The sequence below is a fragment of the Bacillus sp. JJ1773 genome, from assembly GCF_036962035.1.
Classification (GTDB): Bacteria; Bacillota; Bacilli; order Bacillales; family Cytobacillaceae; genus Cytobacillus.
This window is the reverse complement of record NZ_JBALNX010000014.1, coordinates 1-24,283: the sequence shown is the minus strand read 5'-3', so window position 1 is coordinate 24,283 and position 24,283 is coordinate 1. Positions and strand designations below refer to the sequence as shown.

The window sequence follows — 24,283 nt, the reverse complement described above, 5'->3', positions numbered from 1 at the left end:
AGCCCCGCTGGACGGACACTTTGATCCAAGCTGACGTGTGAAAAGTCCATCCAGCCCCGTTGGAAGGATACTTTGATCCAATTTGACGCATGAAAAGTCCATCCAGCCCCGCTGGACGGACACTTTGACCCAAGCTGAGTCATGAAAAGTCCATCCACCCCCGTTGGACGGAAACTTTTATCCAAGATGACGCATGAAAAGTCCATCCAGCTCCGTTGGACGGACTCTTTGACCTAAACTGAGTCATGAAATGTCCATCCGAGATTTCTATGAACAGCGCTAGCGCTTTTCAAATTAGACACTTACACATAAATAAGTTAGAATTGTACAAAGAAAATATTAGCAATTTAAGGCTAATGAAGATATGTATTTTGGAGGTGCTTCCTAGGTTATGGCGAAAAAGAAAGAAATTATCGTCCCCCTCCTGCCGCTAAGGGGTCTGCTTGTTTATCCTACGATGGTCCTGCACTTAGATGTTGGCCGTGAAAAGTCGGTGCAAGCCCTTGAAAAAGCGATGGTAGATGATCATTTAATTTTCTTGTCTACGCAAAAAGAAATATCGATAGATGAACCCGCTGAAGAGGATTTATACCAAATTGGAACATTAACACGTGTCAAGCAAATGCTTAAACTTCCTAATGGGACAATCCGGGTTTTAGTAGAAGGGTTAAAAAGGGCGCAAATTCTTGAATTTAAGGATGACCCTAACCACTACGCAGTCAAAATAGAAGTATTCGAAGAGGAAACGACAAAGGATACAGAAGATCAAGCTTTAATGAGGACTATGCTGGATTACTTTGAACAATACATAAAGGTATCGAAAAAAGTATCGGCAGAAACGTATTCTGCTGTTTCAGATATTGAAGAGCCTGGGCGCATGGCGGATATCATTGCATCCCATTTACCTTTAAAGCTAAAGGAAAAGCAGGACATATTAGAAACCTTTGATGTCAAAGACCGGATGAATCAAGTTATTGAAATCATTCATAATGAAAAAGAAGTATTAAATTTAGAAAAGAAAATTGGGCAGCGAGTAAAGAAATCAATGGAACGCACACAGAAGGAATATTATTTGCGCGAACAAATGAAGGCTATCCAGAAAGAGCTTGGAGATAAAGAAGGAAAGACAGGCGAGGTTGCCGACCTTACTGAAAAAATTGAAAAAGCCGGCATGCCAGAGCATGTTCAAGCAACCGCATTAAAGGAACTTGATCGTTATGAAAAAATCCCTTCAAGTTCTGCGGAAAGCGGCGTTATTCGAAATTACATTGAATGGCTGATTTCGTTGCCATGGAGCAAGGCAACAGACGATGATTTAGATATTCATAAAGCAGAACGCATTTTAAATAATGACCATTACGGTCTTGAAAAGGTGAAAGAACGTGTTCTGGAATACTTAGCTGTTCAAAAGCTGACGAATTCATTAAAAGGGCCAATTCTTTGTCTGGCAGGACCCCCTGGAGTAGGAAAAACAAGCCTGGCACGTTCCATTGCTACATCACTCAACCGAAATTTTGTCCGAGTTTCACTAGGCGGTGTTCGCGATGAATCTGAAATTCGGGGCCATCGAAGAACGTACGTAGGTGCTATGCCAGGCCGTATTATTCAAGGAATGAAGAAAGCCGGGACAATTAATCCAGTATTTTTACTTGATGAAATTGATAAGATGTCAAGTGACTTCCGGGGAGATCCGTCTTCAGCTATGCTTGAAGTTTTAGACCCTGAACAAAACCAAAATTTTAGTGACCATTACATTGAGGAAACATACGATCTTTCAAAAGTCATGTTTATCGCAACAGCGAATAATTTAGCGACTATACCTGGGCCGCTTAGAGACCGGATGGAGATTATTACAATTGCTGGCTATACAGAGCTAGAGAAAAATCATATTGCAAAAGATCATCTTTTACCGAAACAAATAAAGGAGCATGGTCTTACAAAATCTCAGCTTCAAATCCGCGAGGACGGAATTCAAAAGGTCGTTCGCTATTACACAAGAGAAGCGGGTGTACGTGGACTTGAAAGACAGCTGGCAACGATATGCCGGAAAACAGCGAAGATTATTGTCTCAGGTGAAAAGAAAAAGGTTATTATTTCCGAAAAAAATGTGGAAGACTTCCTAGGAAAGCCGATTTTTCGCTATGGGCAAGCTGAGCTTGAGGATCAAGTGGGTGTGGCAACAGGACTTGCTTATACAACGGTTGGCGGGGATACACTGCAAATTGAAGTGTCTCTTTCTCCAGGTAAAGGTAAGCTTGTCCTCACAGGTAAGCTTGGGGATGTCATGAAGGAGTCGGCTCAAGCGGCATTTAGCTATGTTCGTTCCAAAGCAAGTGAGTTAGGGATTGAAAAGGACTTCCATGAAAAGTATGATATTCACATTCACGTTCCAGAGGGAGCCGTCCCTAAGGATGGTCCATCTGCAGGTATTACGATTACAACTGCATTAGTGTCTGCACTTTCTGGTAAGCGAATCCGCAAAGAAATAGGCATGACTGGGGAGATTACATTGCGTGGGCGTGTCCTGCCAATTGGCGGCGTTAAAGAAAAAACACTTAGTGCTCATCGAGCGGGTCTAACGAAAATTATTCTTCCAAAGGACAATGAAAAGGATATTGATGATATACCTGAGAGTGTCCGAGACGAGTTGGAATTTGTTCTAGTCTCCCATGTAGATGAAGTGCTAATGCATGCATTGACTGGGGGTGCAGAAGCATGAAGGTAAATTCAGCAGATATCGTTATTAGTGCGGTAAAGCCTGACCAATATCCGGATGAGGCTTTACCCGAGTTTGCTTTAGCAGGCAGGTCCAATGTTGGGAAATCTTCGTTTATTAACAAAATGTTAAATCGAAAAGCGTTGGCTAGAACCTCATCAAAGCCTGGGAAAACACAAACATTAAATTTTTTCCTGATTAATGAGATGTTACATTTTGTCGATGTACCTGGTTATGGCTACGCTAAAGTTTCTAAAAAAGAACGTGAAGCCTGGGGCAAAATGATTGAAACTTATTTAACATCAAGAGAGCAGCTAAAAGCTGTCGTGCAAATAGTTGATTTGCGTCATCCCCCAAGTCAGGATGATATCATGATGTATAATTTCCTAAAGCATTACGAAATCCCATGTGTCATTATCGCTACAAAGGCCGATAAAGTTCCGAAATCGAAATGGCAAAAGCATATAAAAATAACGAAAGAAACACTGGACCTCGATCCGAATGATCCTTTAATCCTCTTTTCGTCCGAAACGGGACAAGGGAAGGATGAAGCGTGGTCTGTGCTTCTAAGCTATATATAAGCTTCAATCCCGATGCAGAAATGCACCGGGATTTTTTTTGTTTTGCTATAAGAATGAAATATATCAATCTTTATTATAGTAATAGAGAAATTGCCGGTATAAAAGTATTAATTTTTTAGTCTGCTAGAAGCAATCACGAAAACATTTAGCAGAAAATATGAATCTTAAAAGAACTCTTATCATATGTTTAGGTAATTAGAAAAAATTTGAGAGAAGAAGAAAGGGGACTTTCTAATAGTGAAGCATTTTGGAAAGGGATTACTTTTATTCATTTCTATTATTGTTCTTGCTGCCTGTGGGTCAAAGGAAGCAGCGAATGAGGGCTTTAAGCTTGTCGAGAAAGGAAAGTTTATTTATGCATCATCAGGTGAATTTAATCCCTTTAGTGTGACGAATGCGGATGGAACGATGAGCGGTTTTGACATTGAGGTAGGAGAAGCAGTAGCAAAAGAACTTGGGTTAGAGCCTGTACAGAAAAAGTTTAAGTTCGGAGGCATCGTTGAAGGGGTTAAATCTGGCCGATTTGATGCAGCGGTTGCTAGTCATACAATCACGGAAGAGCGGTTAGAAGCCGTAAATTTCTCGATTCCATACTACTATTCTGGACCGCAAATCTATGTCCGTCCTGATAGTACAGTTGAAACAATTGATGATTTAAAAGGATTAGAAATTGCTGTAGCTAAAGGTACTACTTATGCAGATGTCGCACAGCCTGTAACAGATAATATTAAATTTTACGATAGCGATGTCGTGGCGCTTGAAGCATTAAGTAAAGGGAAGCATGATGCAGTCATCACTGATTTTATTACGGGCAAAGAGGCAATTGGTGCTGGAATGAATATTGTTGGAAAAGAATTGCTAGGAAAAAGTGAACAAGCAATAGCTGTTGCGAAAGAAAACGAGGAGCTTCTGAAAAAAATTAATGAAGCGCTGGAAAAATTACATGAGAACGGAACATTGACGGAAATCAGTAAAAAGTACATCGGTGAAGATATTACGAAAGACCCTGAGAAGGAATAAGCAAATAGAGGATGACTTAGTCATCCTCTATTTATTAATAAAAGTAAAGGAGGAAAGCCTATGGATTTATACACAAAATTCATGGCCACATACCCGATTTTCTTAAAAGGAATGGTACTTACCTTCCAACTCACGATTATTTCCATTTTTATCGCTATATTTATCGGCCTCTTTTTTGCCTTTTTAAAGATTTCAAAGGTGAAGGTATTAGGATTAGTGGCGGATGCTTATATTTTTCTCGTACGGGGAACGCCGCTCGTTGTGCAAATCTTTATTTTTTACTTTGGTTTAACCTCAATCAATATGCCAGACTTCTGGGCTGTTGTTCTTGGACTAGCCTTTCATAACGGTGCTTATATTGCTGAAATTTTCCGAGGGGCGATCCAGTCAGTCGATCATGGACAAATGGAGGCAGGACGTTCTCTTGGTATGACAGTTTCTTTAGCGATGAGGAGGATTATTCTTCCACAAGCCATTCGCAGGGCACTTCCGCCCCTAGGAAATCAATTTATTATTGCCTTAAAGGATTCCTCACTTGCATCTTTTATTGGAATGTACGAGCTGTTTAATGTAGCTACTACTCAAGGCTCAATTAAATATGACTATATGAGCTATTTGCTCATTGTAGCTGTTTACTATTTAGTATTAGTCCTATTCTTCTCCATTATTGTCAGGTTAATCGAAAAAAGAATGGCTAGCAGCGATTAAGAAAGGAGTTATAATATGAGCGGTACAGTCATGATAAAAGTTGACATGCTAAATAAATCATTTGGAGATTTGCACGTATTAAAAGATATTAATATGACGGTTAAGCAAAGTGAAGTGGTTTGTTTAATAGGCGCAAGCGGCTCAGGGAAAAGCACACTACTTCGATGCATCAATTTTTTGGAATTTAAGGATAGTGGGTTAATCGTAATTAACGGCGAACAAATTGAAAAAGAAACACATGATCTCAATAAGGTTCGATCACGAGTTGGGATGGTATTTCAGCATTTTAATTTATTCCCACATAAAACGGTACTCGAAAACGTTATTGAGGCTCCCATTTATGTAAAAAAGCTATCTAAAGAGCAAGCTACAGCCGAAGGAAAAGCATTATTGAAAAAAGTAGGTCTTTCAGATAAGGAAAATGTGTACCCATCCAAGCTGTCTGGCGGACAAAAACAGCGGGTTGCCATAGCAAGGGCATTAGCTATGAAACCTGAAATCATGCTATTTGATGAGCCTACCTCTGCCTTAGATCCCGAGCTTGTTGGCGAGGTACTTGCCACAATGAAGGAGCTGGCTGAAGAGGGAATGACAATGGTTGTCGTTACACACGAAATGGGCTTTGCCAGAGAGGTTGCTGATTGGGTCGTCTATATGCATGAAGGCCGTATTGTCGAAGTTGGACATCCGAAGGAATTATTCTCTCATCCAAAGGAAACCCGTACAAAACACTTCTTAGATTCGGTATTATAAACACGGAGGACAGGGAATAATAACCTTGTCCTCTATTTCTTTTTAAAAAACAGAAAGTAAATACCCGCAAGAATAAAGATGGCTGGCCAAAACTTCCAGGCGGTTGAAACTCCGTTTTCCAATAAACCAAACCATAGAATAATCCGGTCGTAAAATAGGAGCAAGGAAGCAAGAACTAAAAATAAAATTCCTTGAAATAAACCGGTTCTTGTTTTTTGGTGCTGAAGTAAAAAGCCTAAAGCAATAATTAAAATGAATGTTCCGATATGATCCGGCCAAATTTCAAGACGATTCACGACATGGAAATGCAAGCCGAACCCCGTCAGGATGACACCTGGTAAGATGGAATGATAATCCTTCGCTCCATAGCCTTGAAATAAAAATGCGATCCCAATAATGATTAAAAGGCTAGGCCATGTAAAAAAAGGCTGAAAAAGAGTGATATTTGATTGTTGAAGAAAGAAGTATGCTCCAAAGCCAATTAGGATAATACCAGGAAAAATTCTCTGATTTTTCATATTTACACCCTTCCAATAAGGTTCACTTGAATCTATATCCAATTTTTGATAATGTACATAAGGGAGTATTTTGTCGAAAAAACATATAAACATAATTTGTGCACGATCCAATTCAATGAATATTTTACCATAGGAGTTCAAGATCTGTTCACATTTTCGCATAAATATGAAGGAAATAAGTGCTACAATTAGAATAGTATTGTGCAATTAATTTGGGGGTGTCAATTTAAATGCATATAGTAGTTGTTGGTCTAAATTATAAAACGGCCCCTGTTGAAATTCGGGAAAGATTGACGTTTAACCCTTCTCAATTACCAGATGCTATGAAAACGTTAAAGGATAAAAAAAGCATCCTTGAGAATGTGATTGTGTCTACTTGTAATCGGACTGAAATCTACGCGGTTGTTGATCAGATTCATACAGGCCGTTACTATATTAAAGAATTTTTATCAGAGTGGTTTAAGATAGAAAAAGAAGAATTTTCTCCTTATTTGTTTATTTATGAGCAGGAAGGGGCTATCGAACATTTATTCAATGTCTCCTGCGGGCTGAATTCCATGATTCTTGGAGAGACCCAAATTTTAGGACAGGTTCGGACAAGCTTTCTGCAGGCACAGGATGATAATACGATTGGAACTGTGTTTAATCAATTATTTAAACAAGCTGTTACGTTAGCTAAACGGGCTCATTCTGAAACAGAAATCGGAGCCAATGCCGTTTCAGTTAGCTATGCTGCTGTAGAGTTGGCAAAAAAGATATTTGGTTCTTTAGAGAATAAGCATGTGCTTATTTTGGGCGCCGGTAAAATGGGCGAGCTTGCTATCCAAAATCTGCATGCAAACGGTGCAAGCAAGGTAACCGTCATCAATCGTACATTTGAAAAAGCACAGGATTTAGCTGTTCGTTATGCAGGCAATGCGAAAACTCTTCAAGAGCTCCAATGCTCTTTAATTGAAGCGGACATTCTTATTAGTTCTACTGGAGCAAAGGGATTCGTTGTCACGAAGGAAATGATGACAGCTGTTGAAAAATTGCGAAAAGGAAAACCATTATTCATGGTAGACATCGCTGTGCCCCGTGATTTGGACCCTGCCCTCGCTGAATTAGATACTGTCTTCTTATATGATATAGATGACCTTGAAGGAATTGTTGAAGCAAATCTGCAGGAACGTAAGAAGGCAGCAGAAACCATTCAGCTCATGATTGAGCAGGAAATTATTGAATTTAAACAATGGCTGAATTTGCTTGGTGTCGTTCCCGTTATCTCTGCTTTAAGGGAAAAGGCATTAGCGATTCAGGCTGAAACAATGGAAAGTATTGAAAGAAAGATGCCTAATTTAAGTGATCGTGACAAAAAGGTACTGAATAAACATACAAAGAGTATTATTAATCAGCTGTTAAAGGATCCTATTTTACAGGCGAAGGAATTGGCCGGAGGTAAGGATGCTGAAAAGGCATTAGATTTATTTATGAAAATTTTCAATATAGAAGAACTTGTTTCTGAGCGGAAAATGACACAAACAGCCGAATCACAAAACTCTATCGCTCATATGTCACAGGCTTCCTTTCAATCGTAGGAGTACTTGAGTATGATCGATATTTATATGACACGGCTGCATGAAGCTACTGTCGTTCTGTATGCCTTGAGTGTCTTATTATACTTTATTGATTTCTTACATCATAACCGGAAGGCAAACCGTATTGCCTTCTGGTTACTTGCATTTGTATGGCTTTTGCAAACGGTCTTTCTCTTTTTGTATATGATGAAAACAGGCAGATTTCCCGTACTGACGATTTTTGAAGGATTATATTTTTATGCCTGGGTGCTCATTACTTTGTCATTAGCATTAAACCGTTTTCTTAGGGTAGACTTTATTGTCTTTTTTACAAATGTAATTGGATTTATCATTATGGCCATTCACACTTTTGCCCCTATTCAGTATGAATCAAATGTGATGGCTCAAAAGCTCATTTCTGAATTACTATTTATACACATTACTGTTGCGATTTTGTCATATGGGGCATTTTCCTTGTCTTTTGTATTTTCCGTATTATATTTAATTCAGTATGATCTGTTGAAAAGAAAGAAATGGGGCCCAAGGCTATTAAGGGTTGCAGATTTATCGAAGCTGGACAAAACCTCATATGTATTAAATGTAATTGGAGTTCCCATGTTGATGATAAGCTTAATCCTGGGTATTCAGTGGGCCTATATTAAGGTACCAGATATGATTTGGTACGATTCTAAAGTGGTCGGTTCTTTTGTGGTTATCGCTGCATACAGTATTTATCTTTATTTAAAAGTAGGCAAAGGGCTTGCCGGGAAGCAATTAGCATTATGGAATATTGCATCCTTTCTAATTGTCTTAATTAACTTCTTTCTATTCGGTTCATTATCATCTTTCCATTTCTGGTATTCGTAAATTAGGAGGCTGTCATGAGAAAAATTATCGTAGGTTCTCGCAGAAGTAAACTTGCATTAACACAAACAAATTGGGTAATCGATCAATTGAAGGCGATTGATCCAACCTTTGATTTCGAAGTGAAGGAAATTGTTACAAAAGGCGATCGCATTTTAGATGTGACGCTTTCAAAGGTCGGCGGTAAGGGCTTGTTTGTGAAAGAAATCGAGCAGGCTATGCTGGATAAAGAAATTGATATGGCTGTCCACAGTATGAAGGATATGCCGGCAGTTCTGCCTGAAGGGTTAATAATCGGCAGTATTCCTGAAAGAGAAGATCATCGGGATGCGCTTATTTCAAAAGACCATGTTCGTTTATCAGATCTTAAACCAGGGGCTGTAATTGGAACGAGCAGTTTACGCAGAGGGGCACAGCTGCTTGCGCGCCGTCCGGATTTAGAAATTAAATGGATTAGAGGAAATATTGATACGAGACTTGCCAAGCTAGAAACAGATGAATACGATGCGATTATTCTCGCTGCCGCGGGTTTAAAGAGACTAGGTTGGGCAAGTGATGTCGTGACAGAATTGTTAGACCCAGATATTTGTTTGCCTGCTATTGGGCAAGGGGCACTTTCTATCGAATGCCGCAGTGATGATGAAGAACTTCGCGGTTTATTAGATAAATTTACATGCAAGAAAACAGATGCAACCGTTCGAGCAGAGAGAGCATTCCTTCACAAAATGGAGGGAGGCTGCCAGGTGCCAATCGCTGGCTTTGCAGAGCTTACTGGAGAAGAAATTGTGCTAACCTGCCTAGTCGGCTCTCCTGATGGAAAAGTGATCTACTCAGAACAAGTGAAAGGCTTAGACCCTGAGGAGGTCGGAGTTGAAGCGGCTAATCTCTTAATTAATCAGGGAGCTAAAGATTTAATCGATCAGGTGAAAGAGGAGCTGGATCGCGAATGACCGGTGGAGGCGAGGGCATAGCCCTTCCTCTTAAGGGAATGTCGGTTCTCGTTCCTAGAGGGAAGGAGCAGGCGAAAACCTTTTCAAGTTTAGTTAAAGGTTATGGAGGAATTCCTGTTGAAATCCCTCTTATCGCCTTTAAGCCTGTAGATATTTCTGATGAGATTATGAAGATTCTTCATCAGTTACATACGTATGATTGGATTGTTTTTACGAGCAATGTCACGGTTGAGACCTTTCTTTCTTTTATCGACTCTCCTGAAAAAATGAAGTTGCCCAAAATCGCAGCCATTGGAAAAAAAACAGAAGCCTACCTGCTGCACGCGGGAATAAAGGTGGATTTTATCCCAAGGGAGTATGTTGCGGAAGGGTTTGTTAAGGATTTCTTGCCGCTTGTGAAGGCGGGGATGAACATTTTAATCCCTAAAGGGAAACTTGCTAGAAATATTATTTATACGGCCTTAACGGAAAAGGGCGCAAATGTTGACGAGATTATCATGTATGACACTTTCTTTCCTGATGAAAGCAGAGTGAAAATAGTAGAGGCATTTTCGGAAGGAATAATAGATATCCTTGCCTTTACAAGTCCCTCAACTGTTGATCATTTTATGAGAGTGATGAAGGAAAGCCAGCTTTTTCATCGGCTAGAAAATAGTATAATTAGCTGTATTGGCCCGATTACAAAGGATAGAATTATATCATACGGACTAAATGTCCACTGTGAGCCGGCAATCTATACAACTGATCATATGCTAGAAAGTATTATTGAATATTTAAATATGAAAAAGTAATTTTTCAAAAATAGGAGTGAGCCTAATGGATATCCAATTTACGAGACATAGAAGACTTCGCCAAAGTCCAAACATGAGAGCTTTAGTCCGTGAAAACCATTTAAGTACTGATGATTTAATTTATCCGATTTTTGTTGCTGAAGGACAGGATATTAAAAGAGAAATTTCCTCTATGCCTGGAATTTATAATTTATCATTAGATCATCTTGAAGAAGAAATGAATGAGGTTGTATCATTAGGAATTAAATCCGTCCTCCTTTTCGGGATTCCCATTGAAAAAGATGAATGCGGCAACCAAGCGTATCATGATCATGGGATTGTTCAAGAAGCCACTAGATTTATTAAGGATAAGTTCCCGGATGTCATTGTTATTGCCGATACTTGTCTTTGTGAGTACACAAGCCATGGGCATTGCGGTGTGATTGAGAATGGACAAGTATTAAATGATCCTTCACTTGACCTATTAGTACAAACGGCTGTCAGTCAGGCAAAAGCAGGTGCCGATATAATTGCTCCATCTAATATGATGGATGGATTTGTCGCTGCAATTCGTGCAGGCTTGGATGAAGCTGGCTTTGAAAATATACCTATTATGTCTTATGCCGTTAAATATGCTTCAGCCTTCTATGGTCCGTTCCGTGATGCAGCTGACAGTACACCTCAGTTTGGCGATCGTAAAGCTTACCAAATGGATCCGGCAAACCGTATGGAAGCTTTACGTGAAGCAGAATCTGATTTAATGGAAGGCGCTGATTTCATCATTGTGAAGCCTGGAATGCCGTATCTCGATATCGTCCGAGATGTGAAAAATAATATTAATCTTCCACTCGTTATTTATAATGTGAGCGGGGAATATTCCATGGTGAAAGCAGCCTCACAAAATGGCTGGATTGATGAAGAGCGAATTGTCATGGAAATGCTAGTTGGAATGAAGCGTGCCGGCTGTGATTTAATTATTACGTATCACGCTAAAGACGCGGCTAGATGGCTGCGGAACCAGTAGTTGTAAAACCTGATGAGCTGGCTTAATAAAGCCCTTCAGTGCAGGAAAAAGGTCAGAAGGGCGTTAAGAGGGCTTTTAAACGCCATTTAGTGCAGGAAAACAGGTCAGAAGGGCGTTAAGAGGGCTTTAAAACGCCATTTAGTGCAGGAAAACAGTTCAGATGGTAGTTAAAGGGGCTTTATAACCCCCTTCAGTGCCAGAAAACAGATCTGAAGGTAGTTAAAGAGGCTTTATAACGCCCTTCAGTGCCAGAAAACAGATCTGAAGGTAGTTAAAGAGGCTTTATAACGCCATTCTGCATTGAAAAATAGTTCAGAAGGTAATTAAAGGGACTTTAAAACACCCTTCAGCCTTAAAAATTATACTTAAACCGTCTTTAGAAAAACATTAAAACGAGAAGAGGGATTAAATGCGCTCTTACGAAAAATCTATTCAGGCTTTTAAAGAAGCAAGCAGATTGATGCCTGGTGGGGTTAACTCACCTGTGCGTGCCTTCAAATCAGTTAAAATGGATCCGATTTTCATGGAAAGAGGAAAGGGTTCCAAAATTTATGATATCGATGGCAATGAATATATTGACTATGTTTTATCATGGGGGCCTTTAATTCTAGGGCATTCGAATGATCGTGTTGTTGAGGCAATAAAGAAGGTAGCTGAAATGGGAACTAGCTTCGGTGCACCAACCGTTCAAGAAAATGATCTGGCCAAGCTTGTTCAGGAGAGAGTACCTTCTATTGAAGTCGTACGTATGGTCTCCTCTGGTACAGAAGCAACAATGAGTGCTTTAAGGCTCGCACGAGGCTATACGGGGCGAAACAAAATTTTGAAATTTGAAGGCTGCTATCACGGACATGGCGATTCCTTGCTTATTAAAGCAGGATCTGGAGTCGCTACACTTGGACTTCCAGATAGCCCAGGTGTACCAGAAGGTGTGGCTAAAAATACGATTACTGTTCCTTATAACGATTTAGAAAGTGTTAAATACGCTTTTGAACAATTTGGAGAAGATATTGCCTGTATTATCGCCGAGCCTGTAGCTGGAAACATGGGAGTTGTTCCGCCTCTTCCTGGCTTCCTAGAGGGTTTAAGAGAAATTACATCTCAATATGGCGCACTTTTAATCTTTGACGAGGTTATGACAGGCTTCCGTGTTGATTACAATTGTGCTCAAGGCTATTTCAATGTTACTCCAGATATCACTTGTCTAGGCAAAGTAATCGGCGGGGGACTTCCTGTTGGCGCATATGGCGGAAAGGCTGAAATTATGGAGCAAATTGCACCAAGCGGTCCTATTTATCAGGCAGGAACCTTGTCTGGAAATCCATTAGCCATGACGGCTGGCTATGAAACATTGAGTCAGCTTACTCCAGATTCATATAAAGAATTCCAGCGTAAAGGGGATTTATTAGAAGCTGGTATAAAAGCTGCAGCAGAAAAATATGAAATCCCTCATACTTTCAATCGTGCTGGCTCGATGATTGGTTTCTTCTTTACAAATGAAGATGTCATTAACTACGATAAAGCCAAATCCTCGAACCTGGATTATTTTGCATCCTATTATCGGGAAATGGCTAATCAAGGAGTATTCCTTCCTCCTTCCCAATTTGAAGGTCTATTCTTATCCACTGAACATAGTGATGAAGATATCGAAAAAACACTCCAAGCAGCAGAAATTGCATTTTCAAAGCTCAAAGGATAAAGTGAAACTTCAATCAGTGGGGGCATTTTCCCACTGATTGTTAGTTGCGGCCTACAGGATGTGGGTCACACAGACGTTGCCACAGGACGTGGCGTTCTTAGTTTGTATTCCAATAATCGGGCTTTTACGGGCAGTTGCTCCGTTAACACTTAATATAAGGACTAATATTGTAATAATGGGGGCTTACTGCCCGTTAATCTGCGATAATTTTACTTACTACACTCATCTTTATAGATGGGTGTTTTTTTTTGTAAATTTTTTGCCGAGCTGTGTTATTTTCAATCATAAAAAAATTATCATTCTCATAAAGTGTAAATGACATAGTGATTAAACGTGAAGGGTATGAAAGGAGGAGTCGCTTTGTCTCAAGGAAACCCATCGTCTTTACGATTTTCTTTAGAGGAATCTGTATGGTTTCAAAAAGGACAGGAAGTATCTGAATTAATTTCAATTTCACTTGATCCCGATATTCTTATTCAAGAAAATGATCAATATGTAACGATTCAAGGAGCACTCGAGTTATCAGGTGAATATAAACGGTACGAGACAGCAGAAATAGAATATGAGGATACCTTTACAGCTCCGAAATTTATTCAAGTAGTAGAAGAAAGAGATGAAGGAGTATGTGAATTCACTCACTTCTTCCCAGTAGACATAACGATACCAAGAAATAGAATTGAAAGTGTTCATAATATTGATGTATTAGTCGAATCTTTTGATTATGTTTTTCCTGAAAGAAGCTGTATGAAGTTAACAGCGAATTTGACGATCTCAGGTTTGTACGGGGAACAGCAGCATGCTCCCCAAAGAACAGACGTTGAGGATAAGGAGCCTGCTTATCATATAGAAGTAGCAACGCCTGAATTAAACTGGGATATAGAGGATGAAACAGTTGAGGATAGAGAGCCTTTCACAGAAAAGGAAGACAAAACGATCTTTGTTCCATTTGAGGCTGAAGCGAAAAAACAGCCTGAAGTGGCAGTAAGGAATGAGAAAGTTCAGTTAGAGGCTGTTGAGGAAAAGATTGAAATACTGCCGGAGGTCTCATTTTCGGCACAAAGAGGTGAACAAAAACCTCCTTCCGCTGAAGAAATCTATTCAATGCCGAATTTGGAAGAAAGTACTCTTCAGGTAGTCGAAATAGAAATTGATCAGGAATCCAGCAGTGACGAATCTTCTGATCATTTAGCCAAAAAAGCTGCTGCCGAAAAAGAAGTAGCAGATAAAAAGAAGAAAAAGCCAACGAAAAAGAAAAGCATGTCTTTAACTGAATTTTTTGCTCGGAAGTCAGAGGACGATGTTGCTAGGCTAAAGGTGTGTATCGTTCAGCTAGGTGATACGATCGATATCATTGCCGAAAGATATGAAATTCCTGTTCAACGGTTACTCAGTGTGAATCATTTGGAAATTAGTCAGGATATATATGAGGGGCAGGTCCTTTATATCCCAGTTGCTGTTGCCCACAAATAATTTCTAAATAATAGGCTGGGCAGGTAACTATTCACCTGCTCAGTTTTTCTATTTGTCTAGCTCAAGCACTTTGGCGTATACGCTTTTTTATAAAGGCAGGTGATTCTTATGAAAGAGAAGAATCGATTACAGAACGTATATCCGATATTAAAACATTATGCAATTGAACCGCATTTTGTCGAAGAAATGGGTAGGATTCAAAAAATCTATTCAAATAAAGGTGTGTTTGCCTTAAAAAAAATTGACCCTAGAGATGGGGGAGATTTTGTCAAGCACATCCAAAATCTATATCAAAAGGGCTATAATCGAATCGTGCCTGTCTTTCCAACATTAGATGGAAGGTATGCTGTATTACATGAAAATGAACTTTACTACCTCATGCCCTGGATGATGAATGAAGCAAAAGAATTAAGCCATGAACGCAACCATCAGCTCTTTCGTGAACTTGCAAGACTTCATACTTTATCAGCATCTGAATTAAAGATTAGTAAAGAAGACAGAACCGAACATTTTGAAAAAACACTATTAGAAAGGGAAAAGGAACAGGAGTTTTTGGAAGGATTTATGGAAGCTTGTGAACAAAGAGACTATTTGTCCCCCTTTGAATTAATGTTTGTTCTTTCCTATAACGAAATGCAACAGGCTTTAGATTTTTCTATTAAAAAGCTTAAAGAGTGGCATGAAAAAACGAAGGATCATGATAAGGCCCGAATTGTAACCGTTCATGGGAAAATCTCAGCAGACCATTTTTTATATGATGACAAAGGCTATGGTTATTTCACAAACTTTGAACGTGCTAAGCAAGGTTCCCCCCTACATGACCTGCTGCCCTATTTGTCACGAACGTTGAAAACCTATCCAAAGAGATCAGAGGAATGTATTGAGTGGATTTATACGTATTTGAAATACTTCCCTTTAAAAGAGGATGAATTGCTACTGTTTCAAAGCTATTTTGCCCATCCAGGTGCGGTTATTCGTGCAGCCGAGAAATATTACAAAAATCCTTATAGCCATCATGAACGAAAGATTCTTCTGCACTATCAAAGACAATACTGGCAGATTAAAAATACAGAATATGTATTGATGAGGATGGAAGAGATCGAGAGACAAAAACAGGAGGCAAAAGCGCAGGCAGAGGCAGCAGCAGCAGCAAAACAAGAAGGAGCCCAAAATTAAATAGATTTTGGGCCCTATAATAGCTCAAGGCGTAGAGCGACAGCAATTAAAATTAAGACAGCAAGGAAAAGCACGTCAAAGGTAGTTGGAAAAATAATGACTCGTATTCCTTGAAAGCAGCAAAATGGAATAATAAACTGGGAGCAAGCCCCTCTAATTGTTTTTAACCACGGCGGCAGTGTATAAGGATTATACTTTCTTCTCATTTACATGCCCCTTTCCAACTTTTCTCATTTCATATTATGTGTCATCCCCAATGATCGTGCTTTAAATTTGGAACAATCTGAACCGCTCAAATGAAAAATTGATCATGCTTTAAGGCACCAATGGTGTCCATTTGTATAATATATTGATAAAAAGGGAATAATGATTGACGTCAATCCTATTTATTAGGTACTATATTGAATATAATAAATGAACAGCGTGGATAGGGAAGAGTACGATGGCTGATTGCTTTTAGAGAGGAAAACTATTAGCTGAAAGGTTTTCTAAGCAGTTCCGTTGGAAGGTCGCCCTTGAGCTTCTTTCGCGAAAGGATGCAAATTCGAGTAGTGAGAGACGGGAAATCCGTTATCTAGTTAAGAGTCAATCAATTTTTTAGATTGCAGGCGCGTTTCGGTAAGGTCGCCACTGCTTTTCTATTGTTGATTGAAAAAAAGGTGGTACCGCGAAGCAAACTCCATTCGTCCTTTTACGGCGAATGGGGTTTTTTGTTTTTTTAGGATAATTGATGTAATCGAAAGGAATGAATGAGATGGAAACGAAGGAATTAACGATGCCGACCAAATATGACCCTCAATCAATTGAACAGGGACGCTATGAATGGTGGCTAAAGGGGAAATTTTTCGAGGCAAAGGACGATGCGAATAAAGAGCCGTATACGATCGTTATTCCGCCTCCAAACGTTACAGGAAGGCTTCATTTAGGTCACGCATGGGATACGACTCTTCAAGACATTTTGACACGCATGAAGCGAATGCAGGGCTATGATGTTTTATGGCTGCCAGGGATGGACCACGCGGGGATTGCTACTCAGGCAAAAGTAGAGGAAAAGCTTCGCAGTGAAGGAAAAAGCCGTTATGACTTAGGCCGTGAAAAATTTGTAGAAGAAACCTGGAAATGGAAAGAGGAATACGCTAGCCATATCCGCCAGCAATGGTCTAAGCTTGGACTGGGCCTAGATTATTCCCGTGAGCGTTTTACACTTGATGAAGGCTTATCAAAGGCCGTTCGTGAAGTATTTGTCAGCTTATATAATAAAGGGTTAATTTACCGGGGCGAATATATTATCAACTGGGACCCTTCTACCAAAACAGCTTTATCAGATATCGAGGTTATCCATAAGGATGTTCAGGGTGCATTTTACCATATGAGATACCCACTTACTGATGGCACAGGACATATTGAAATTGCAACAACACGTCCTGAAACGATGTTAGGTGATACAGCAGTAGCTGTTCATCCTGAAGATGATCGTTATAAGCACTTAATTGGGAAAACAGTTAAGCTTCCGATTGTTGGACGTGAGATTCCAATTGTTGGCGATGATTATGTTGATATGGAATTTGGTTCAGGAGCAGTAAAAATTACGCCGGCACATGACCCTAATGACTTTGAAATCGGAAATCGCCATAATCTTGAACGAGTTCTTGTTATGAATGAAGACGGCACAATGAATGAAAAAGCCGGAAAGTATAAGGATATGGACCGTTTCGAATGCCGTAAGCAAATTGTTAAAGATCTGCAGGAGCAAGGGGTATTATTCAAAATTGAAGAGCATATGCATTCAGTTGGCCACTCTGAGCGCAGCGGTGCTGTTGTCGAGCCATATTTATCAACTCAATGGTTCGTAAAAATGCAGCCATTAGCAGATAAGGCCGTAGCCCTACAATCAAAGGAAGAAAAAGTAAATTTCGTTCCGGATAGATTTGAAAATACCTATCTGCGCTGGATGGAAAATATTCGCGACTGGTGTATTTCTCGTCAGCTTTGGTGGGGACATCGGATCCCAGCCTGGTACCATAAAGAAACTGGTGAAGTGTATGTAGCACATGAAGCTCCAGAAGATGTTGAAAACTGGGAACAGGATAAAGATGTTTTAGATACATGGTTTAGCTCAGCATTATGGCCATTCTCTACAATGGGCTGGCCAGATACTGAATCAGCGGATTTCAAGCGTTACTACCCAACTGCTTGTCTCGTAACAGGCTATGATATTATTTTCTTCTGGGTTTCTCGGATGATATTCCAAGGGCTTGAATTTACAGAGCAAAGACCGTTTAAAGACGTATTAATCCATGGTCTCGTTCGCGATGCGGAAGGACGCAAAATGAGTAAATCCCTTGGCAACGGTGTAGACCCAATGGATGTAATTGATAAGTATGGAGCTGATTCTCTACGTTATTTCTTATCAACAGGAAGCTCTCCAGGCCATGATTTACGTTTCGGTATGGAAAAGGTTGAAGCAACATGGAATTTTGCGAACAAGATTTGGAACGCATCCCGTTTTGCTTTAATGAATATGGATGGATTAACATACGAAGAAATTGATTTAACGGGAGAAAAATCGGTTGCTGATAAATGGATTTTAACAAGGTTAAATGAAACGATTGAAACGGTGACAAGATTGTCCGACCGTTATGAATTCGGAGAAGTTGGCCGCATACTATACAACTTTATTTGGGATGATTTCTGTGACTGGTATATTGAAATGGCGAAGCTTCCGCTATACGGTGAAGACGAAGCAGCTAAGAAAACAACTCGTTCTATATTAGCTTATGTTTTAGATAATACGATGCGTCTATTGCATCCGTTCATGCCGTTTATCACAGAAGAAATTTGGCAAAACCTTCCTCACGCAGGGGAATCCATTACAGTTGCGGAATGGCCAAAAGTAATTGCCGAATTTACAGATCATCAGGCTGCAGGCGAAATGAAGCTCTTAGTAGAAATCATTCGTTCTGTTCGTAACAGCCGTGCAGAAGTAAACACACCGCTAAGCAAAAAAATCAAAATGATTTTAAAGGCTAAAGACGAGACTGTTCTAAAAACTCTTGAAAATAACCGTGGATACATTGAACGCTTCTGTAATCCAGAAGAGCTAACTGTTGCGATTGAAGTAGAAACACCTGAGAAGGCTATGACTTCTATCGTTACAGGTGCAGAAATTATTCTTCCGCTTGAAGGGTTAATCAATATTGAGGAAGAAGTAGCCCGTCTCCAGAAGGAATGGGAGAAGTTTGATAAAGAAGTGGAGCGAGTTCAAAAGAAACTCAGCAATGAAGGCTTTATCAAAAAAGCTCCGGAAAAGGTAATTGAAGAAGAGAAAGCAAAAATGCAGGACTACAGCGAAAAGAGAGCAGCCGTAGAAGCACGCATTAAAGAATTAAAAGGGGAATAAATTTGGTTGAAGGCGAATCCAATTGTTTGGGTTCGTCTTCCTCGTGCTATTTAAGAATTATTATTAGTTGCGGATATATGAGCTGAGGTGGCGGATATACAGGCCAAAGTGGCGGAAATATGTACCAACTAGCGGATATCCCTTCAATCTAGAGATAAATTGATAGAAATAACCAACCTATTTACACATTAAGTGATCTAAATTTTTGAAAACTCACCCAAAAAGTAATAAAACTAGTTATTATTAATAAAAAAGACATACTTAGTGTTTCAGCGTTAGGAGGCAGTAATCATGTTCACAACTTATGAAGAGGCTGTTTCTTGGATTCACTCTAGGCTAAGACTTGGAGTGAAGCCAGGGCTCAAAAGAATGGAATGGATGATGGAAAAACTGGATCACCCAGAGAGAAGGGTGAAATCGGTACATATAGGCGGAACTAACGGCAAAGGGTCAACGGTTACGTATCTGCGCTCAATACTCCAGGATGCTGGTTATGTGGTTGGAACGTTCACTTCACCGTATTTCGAACAATTTAATGAAAGAATATCGCTCAATGGACTGCCGGTTAGCGATGAAGAAATTATTAGATTGGCTAATGATATCTATCCTCTTTCCCTTGAGTTAGAGGAAACAGAGCTCGGCGGTCCAACCGAATTTGAAATTATTACTGCTATGGCTTTTCAATATTTTGGACGAGTAAATCCGGTAGATATTGTGCTTTTTGAAGTTGGCCTTGGCGGCAGATTTGATTCTACCAACATTATTTTACCGATACTTTCCATTATCACAAATATAGGTCTTGACCATACCGGCATACTCGGAGACACACATGCGGAGATTGCTTTTGAAAAAGCAGGAATTATTAAACCAGGTGTAAGTGTGATCACAGCTGTTAAGCAGGAGGAAGCTCTAGAAGTAATCCTCGAAAAAGCAGCAGAGATGAAAGCTCCAGTCTATTCACTTGGAAACGAGATTGCCATTAAAGATCACACTTCAACTCAAACTGGAGAAGTATTTACGCAAAAAACGCCGTTTAAGGTATGGGGAAATCTCGAAATATCAATGGCGGGTAAACATCAGACAGAAAATGCTGCATTAGCCGTTATGGCAGCAGAAGTATTAAATAAACTTTATTCCTTTTTAATCGAGGACGAGCATCTTTATAGCGGGTTAAAAAAGGCTTATTGGCCAGGAAGATTCGAAATCATGTCTAAAGACCCTGCTATTGTCATTGATGGAGCTCATAATGAGGAAGGGATCGCTGCATTTACAAATGAGTTGAAAAATCGTTTTAGCGATAAAAAAATAAACCTCATCTTTACAGCCCTTGCCGATAAAAAGCTAGATAAAATGATTGAGAATCTAGATACAATTGCTGACAAAATTACCTTTGTTGAATTTGACTATCCACGGGCGGCTAAAGCAAAGGAGTTATTTGAATTAAGCGGAAATATGAATAAGGACTTTAATCCTGATTGGAAAGAAGCCATTGAAAAAAATATTAGTTCATTGCAGGATAATGAAATTCTTGCTATAACAGGCTCTCTATACTTTTTATCGGAAATGAAGCCTTTTCTAGCAAAAATATTAAAAAATTGATATGTGACATTTTTTTGAAAATTTGATAAGATGTTCTTGTTACTATTTTCCTATAAACCGATAAAGAGGAGGGGTGTAAGTGATAAGTGCTATAAAGAAAAAGGTAATTTGGGGGCTGTGGCTCTTCATTTTCCCACCAAGCTTATGGCTAATCTATCAGTTATACCCGCCTCATATAGCTGGTGACGGAATTGACATTTTCGTTTTTCTAATTCTTGCGTTCTTTGTAGCAGCAACTCCAATGATTATTAACGGATCACCTATTTTTTTAATACAGTGGGTCGCCTGGGCTGTATTTTTAACATTTGGCTTGTTTGTTGAATTGATTATACTTCAGTTAACGATAATAGTTTTATTCATAAGAGTTAAATTAACAAAAGAACAATTTTTTCGGATTCCTTTAAATTCACTTATGTTTATGTTCGTTTCTTTCCTGAGCGGTGCAATTTATTACGTGCTTGGCGGCAGCTCTGGTGTAAGATTGGCGGACATGGATCATTCTTTTTTGCTGATCCCTATTTATCCGATTCTCTATTATGTTTTCAATCATTTCTTTATTTGGATCATTAATTTGGTTCTTTATAATGGGAAACGGGAGACATTTGGAATTGATTTTATTTGGGAAACTGTTACAACAATTATTACTTTCCCGATGGGTTTTGTACTTTTTATTCTATATAAAGAATTGGGACTAGTTGCACTTATTTTTGTCGGAATTCCATTTGCGAGCCTTTCGATTATTTTGAATCTTTATTACTCTAGTAAAAAAATCAATGAATTATTGCACAATGCTACGGAGATCGGCCATCAGCTAGCGGAAAGATTAAATGTAGATGCCGTCCTGGATTTATTTATTCAGAAGCTGACAGAAATGCTGCCTGTCGATTATGCTTACATTCTCGATATTATTGATAATGAAGAATTACATTTAATTCGTCAGGTTGAAAAGGGAGAAAAAAAATTTTCAGCGATTGAGCCGCTTCGGAAGAATGAAGGGATTAGTGGTCTCGTCTGGGAACAAAAAAGCGCAGCGCTTTTCAACTCCCAAAAAGAATGGAAGGGTATTGTGAAAGGCTATATGCCAGAAAAGGTAGAAAGTGTTTTAAGTGTGCCGATTATCCGAAATAGTGAGGTCATTGGAGTTCTCTTTCTTGCATCCTCTACAAAAAGGGCTTATGAAAAATCCCAGCTCATGATTGTCGATATACTATGCTCCCACTTTGCTATAGCACTCGAAAATGCAAGAAATTATGAAAAAACAAAAGCACAAAGTGAACGCTGTGCCTTAACAAAGCTATACAATTATCGTTACTTTGAAAATCTTCTTAGCTTCGAATTCGAAAAGTTGAAAAATCAGGAAAGAGAAGTAATCTCTCTGATTATCCTAGATATTGACCATTTCAAATCGGTAAACGATATGTATGGTCATCAAAGCGGGAATGAAATTCTGTACCAGCTTGCCAATCTTTTAACAGACCTAATTGGGCAAAGAGGTACAATTGCACGTTACGGGGGAGAAGAATTCGTCATCCTTCTTCCAAATGTAGAAAAAAGCAATGCTGTCAAAATAGCTGAACATGTAAGACAAACAATCGCAGACTATATTTTTACCCTCGAACACCATATCGGTAAAAACGAAAAAATCCAGCAAGTCCATATCACCGCCTCCATCGGGGTCGCCGCTGCCCCTCAAGACGCAGACGAACCCCTAGCACTCATTCGCCACGCGGATCGGGCTTTATATGTCGGGGCGAAACGAGCGGGGAGGAATCGAGTGGCGGAGTATGTGAAATAGGCAGGGACCTCGCACAATAGGTTCCCTGCCTTATTTAATATTATTCAATAATTAAAAACGAAAGTAGAGATTAGGTGTGTATTCCTACATTAATATTCAACAGAAAAGGTTTTATTATCAACGTTCCATTTTCCTAAAGGTGAATTTGAACATGGGTTTGGAATTTCAAAAGGAATAAAGTTTGATCCATCGATTATATAAGCATTTCCCCGAATGCAAAACTTGTGCTTTTTAAAATCTTCAAGCTCTTTATTTTTATTCTTATTTAACTGAAAAAAGTAAGCGTCTCCATCGATATTAATTATTGCCTTTGATCCAAGTATTACTAATTTATCTTTAAAGAATGCTGTTCCTCCTATATCTATTTTCCCGTTTCCAATTAAAGTTACAGCCTTTTCAAATATTACTGAATCACTATAAGTTAAACTTTTACCTTTTATAGAGTTAGTTACTACCATCGTATTTTTAGGTATGGAGTTTTCTCCGATAGACTGACCGATACTATCTTTATTAACAGTTATTTCCCCTGTTAAAATTGTAGTTTTAGAATCACTTTTAACTTCACTAGTAAAAACAATTAATAAACTATTATTAGATTGACATTCTCCTACACTAGGTGCTTCAGAAACTTTAATATTGTACTCATAATTTTCAACCGAAAACTTGCCAGAATATACTTCCTTAACTATAGGATTCCCTTCCAATAAGTTTTCACAAAATCTGTCATTAAAGTATTTAATAATTTCTTCCTGTGTTGGTTTTCGCTCAGTTTTTTTATTGTTAATTGTCTCGTAAATCTTACTATCTTCATATAATTTGGTTAGGTTTTCTGACACATTATAGGCATTATGTAGAGAATTAGTAAATAAGGTATCATAGTGCGTTATTCCCATCTCAGCTATATCAGTTGATACGTTTATTTTTTCTGTATTATTAATGTGTATCCGTGAATTTACGGTGGAACTCATAATAACAAGAGAAAAAACTGAAATTAAAGTAATGATGAGAAGTACTACAATAAGTGATGAGCCTTTCTCATTTTTCATAATCCCACTCCTAATACTTATTAATCATAGTATTAATTTCATAAGTCTGTCCAATATCGTTAGAAAGTGTAATTTTTAAGTATAGTGGTTCAAATGTTGTAATATTTTTAGCCTCATTCTTTATTTCACATTTGTTCCTGTTTGCATCTATAATCTCCTCGTTACATGCAAAAAAACTAGTTATTTTGATATTTTGATTTGTTAGATAATTAAGTGGTTCACTTTCATTTAATCCGATAAAGCCCGATCCCTGGTAAGACTTTAATATAAAAACGGAGTTTGCTAGATAGGTTTTTTTTATAGTAGTTACTATTAAATTTGCTTCTTGCCGTAATAAGTTTTTTTCGGATAAGTTTTTATAATTCTTATTTACACTTACAAGAACACCATATATAGAACCTAAAATAATAATTGAAATTGTCAATGTTGCTAGTAATTCAATTAAGGTTAACCCTTTTTCAGAATTTATTTTCACTATTCTGCACCTCTTATATATGTATAGGTTACAGCTTCATCTTTATTATTCTCTGGATTTCTTACAATTATCTTTACTTGTATTAAATTATTAAATTCTCTTTTTTTATTAAATTCCATGGTTATCTTAAAATTGGATTTAATATCTTGATTTAATATAGTTC

21 protein-coding genes and 1 other annotated feature are annotated in these 24,283 nt (G+C 38.7%); of the genes, 16 read left to right on the top strand and 5 right to left on the bottom strand.

All coding sequences use genetic code 11. The annotated features are described in order from the left end of the window. Positions 1–185: hypothetical protein (locus V7127_RS03615; protein WP_335483598.1), on the bottom strand; the 185-nt coding region annotated here is incomplete at its 3' end. 206 nt (positions 186–391) lie between these two features. Here V7127_RS03615 and lon point away from each other — a divergent pair. The 5 genes from lon (at position 392) to V7127_RS03590 (ending at position 5,778) form a co-directional block, all read left to right on the top strand. Next, positions 392–2,719 carry an endopeptidase La gene (lon, locus tag V7127_RS03610; protein WP_335483596.1) on the top strand — a complete coding sequence of 776 codons (2,328 nt, stop codon included), beginning with the start codon at positions 392–394 and terminating at the stop codon, positions 2,717–2,719. Further along, on the top strand, positions 2,716–3,297 hold the full coding sequence (gene yihA, locus V7127_RS03605) for a ribosome biogenesis GTP-binding protein YihA/YsxC (protein WP_335483594.1): 582 nt from the start codon (positions 2,716–2,718) through the stop codon (positions 3,295–3,297). Before lon ends, yihA begins: the two co-directional genes overlap by 4 nt. Before the next feature lie 237 nt (positions 3,298–3,534). Next, positions 3,535–4,317, top strand: coding sequence for a transporter substrate-binding domain-containing protein (locus tag V7127_RS03600; RefSeq protein WP_335483592.1), 783 nt, complete (start codon positions 3,535–3,537; stop codon positions 4,315–4,317). Between the two features lie 60 nt (positions 4,318–4,377). After that, positions 4,378–5,025, top strand: coding sequence for an amino acid ABC transporter permease (locus V7127_RS03595; protein ID WP_335483590.1), 648 nt, complete (start codon positions 4,378–4,380; stop codon positions 5,023–5,025). Between the two features lie 15 nt (positions 5,026–5,040). After that, entirely contained in the window at positions 5,041–5,778 is a 738-nt protein-coding gene (locus V7127_RS03590) for an amino acid ABC transporter ATP-binding protein (protein ID WP_335483588.1), read from the top strand. A 32-nt stretch (positions 5,779–5,810) separates the two neighbouring features. Here V7127_RS03590 and V7127_RS03585 read toward each other — a convergent pair whose 3' ends face one another. Continuing rightward, entirely contained in the window at positions 5,811–6,296 is a 486-nt protein-coding gene (locus V7127_RS03585; protein ID WP_335483586.1) for a LiaI-LiaF-like domain-containing protein, read from the bottom strand. Positions 6,297–6,526: 230 nt separating this feature from the next. Here V7127_RS03585 and hemA point away from each other — a divergent pair, with 230 nt between their 5' ends. The 8 genes from hemA to ysxE all read left to right on the top strand — a co-directional run bounded on the left by hemA (position 6,527) and on the right by ysxE (position 15,805). After that, positions 6,527–7,873 carry a glutamyl-tRNA reductase gene (hemA, locus tag V7127_RS03580; protein ID WP_335483584.1) on the top strand — a complete coding sequence of 449 codons (1,347 nt, stop codon included), beginning with the start codon at positions 6,527–6,529 and terminating at the stop codon, positions 7,871–7,873. Positions 7,874–7,885: 12 nt separating this feature from the next. Beyond that, entirely contained in the window at positions 7,886–8,719 is an 834-nt protein-coding gene (locus tag V7127_RS03575; RefSeq protein ID WP_335344293.1) for a cytochrome c biogenesis protein, read from the top strand. A 14-nt stretch (positions 8,720–8,733) separates the two neighbouring features. Next, the gene (gene hemC, locus V7127_RS03570; RefSeq protein ID WP_335483582.1) at positions 8,734–9,666 is read left to right on the top strand and encodes a hydroxymethylbilane synthase; all 933 of its coding nucleotides are present in this window, start codon (positions 8,734–8,736) and stop codon (positions 9,664–9,666) included. Then, on the top strand, positions 9,663–10,457 hold the full coding sequence (locus tag V7127_RS03565; protein ID WP_335483580.1) for a uroporphyrinogen-III synthase: 795 nt from the start codon (positions 9,663–9,665) through the stop codon (positions 10,455–10,457). Before hemC ends, V7127_RS03565 begins: the two co-directional genes overlap by 4 nt. 25 nt (positions 10,458–10,482) lie before the next feature. Further along, positions 10,483–11,460, top strand: coding sequence for a porphobilinogen synthase (gene hemB, locus V7127_RS03560; RefSeq protein ID WP_335347004.1), 978 nt, complete (start codon positions 10,483–10,485; stop codon positions 11,458–11,460). Positions 11,461–11,869: 409 nt separating this feature from the next. Then, entirely contained in the window at positions 11,870–13,159 is a 1,290-nt protein-coding gene (gene hemL / locus V7127_RS03555) for a glutamate-1-semialdehyde 2,1-aminomutase (protein ID WP_335483578.1), read from the top strand. 360 nt (positions 13,160–13,519) lie between these two features. Beyond that, positions 13,520–14,629 carry a stage VI sporulation protein D gene (spoVID, locus tag V7127_RS03550; RefSeq protein WP_335347002.1) on the top strand — a complete coding sequence of 370 codons (1,110 nt, stop codon included), beginning with the start codon at positions 13,520–13,522 and terminating at the stop codon, positions 14,627–14,629. Positions 14,630–14,737: 108 nt separating this feature from the next. Further along, entirely contained in the window at positions 14,738–15,805 is a 1,068-nt protein-coding gene (gene ysxE / locus V7127_RS03545; protein ID WP_335347001.1) for a spore coat protein YsxE, read from the top strand. 14 nt (positions 15,806–15,819) lie between these two features. Here ysxE and V7127_RS03540 read toward each other — a convergent pair whose 3' ends face one another. Beyond that, complete coding sequence (locus V7127_RS03540) at positions 15,820–16,011, bottom strand: hypothetical protein (RefSeq protein WP_335347000.1); 192 nt, start codon at positions 16,009–16,011, stop codon at positions 15,820–15,822. A 209-nt stretch (positions 16,012–16,220) separates the two neighbouring features. Then, positions 16,221–16,499 (top strand) — a binding site (T-box leader). Between the two features lie 60 nt (positions 16,500–16,559). Here V7127_RS03540 and V7127_RS03535 point away from each other — a divergent pair. From V7127_RS03535 to V7127_RS03525, 3 genes are all read left to right on the top strand, one after another. Continuing rightward, positions 16,560–19,205 (top strand): valine--tRNA ligase, encoded by a 2,646-nt coding sequence (locus V7127_RS03535; protein ID WP_335483610.1) that lies wholly within the window; start codon positions 16,560–16,562, stop codon positions 19,203–19,205. A 291-nt stretch (positions 19,206–19,496) separates the two neighbouring features. Then, a complete protein-coding gene (locus V7127_RS03530; protein ID WP_335483576.1) occupies positions 19,497–20,804 on the top strand; it encodes a bifunctional folylpolyglutamate synthase/dihydrofolate synthase in 1,308 nt (435 codons plus the stop codon). A gap of 79 nt (positions 20,805–20,883) precedes the next feature. Continuing rightward, a complete protein-coding gene (locus tag V7127_RS03525) occupies positions 20,884–22,599 on the top strand; it encodes a sensor domain-containing diguanylate cyclase (RefSeq protein ID WP_335483574.1) in 1,716 nt (571 codons plus the stop codon). Between the two features lie 89 nt (positions 22,600–22,688). Here the strand turns inward: V7127_RS03525 and V7127_RS03520 are convergent, their stop codons facing one another. Further along, positions 22,689–23,645, bottom strand: a complete 957-nt coding sequence (locus tag V7127_RS03520) for a hypothetical protein (protein ID WP_335483572.1) — start codon at positions 23,643–23,645, stop codon at positions 22,689–22,691. A gap of 10 nt (positions 23,646–23,655) precedes the next feature. Next, positions 23,656–24,120 (bottom strand): PilW family protein, encoded by a 465-nt coding sequence (locus V7127_RS03515; RefSeq protein ID WP_335346995.1) that lies wholly within the window; start codon positions 24,118–24,120, stop codon positions 23,656–23,658. Positions 24,121–24,283: the final 163 nt, after the last annotated feature.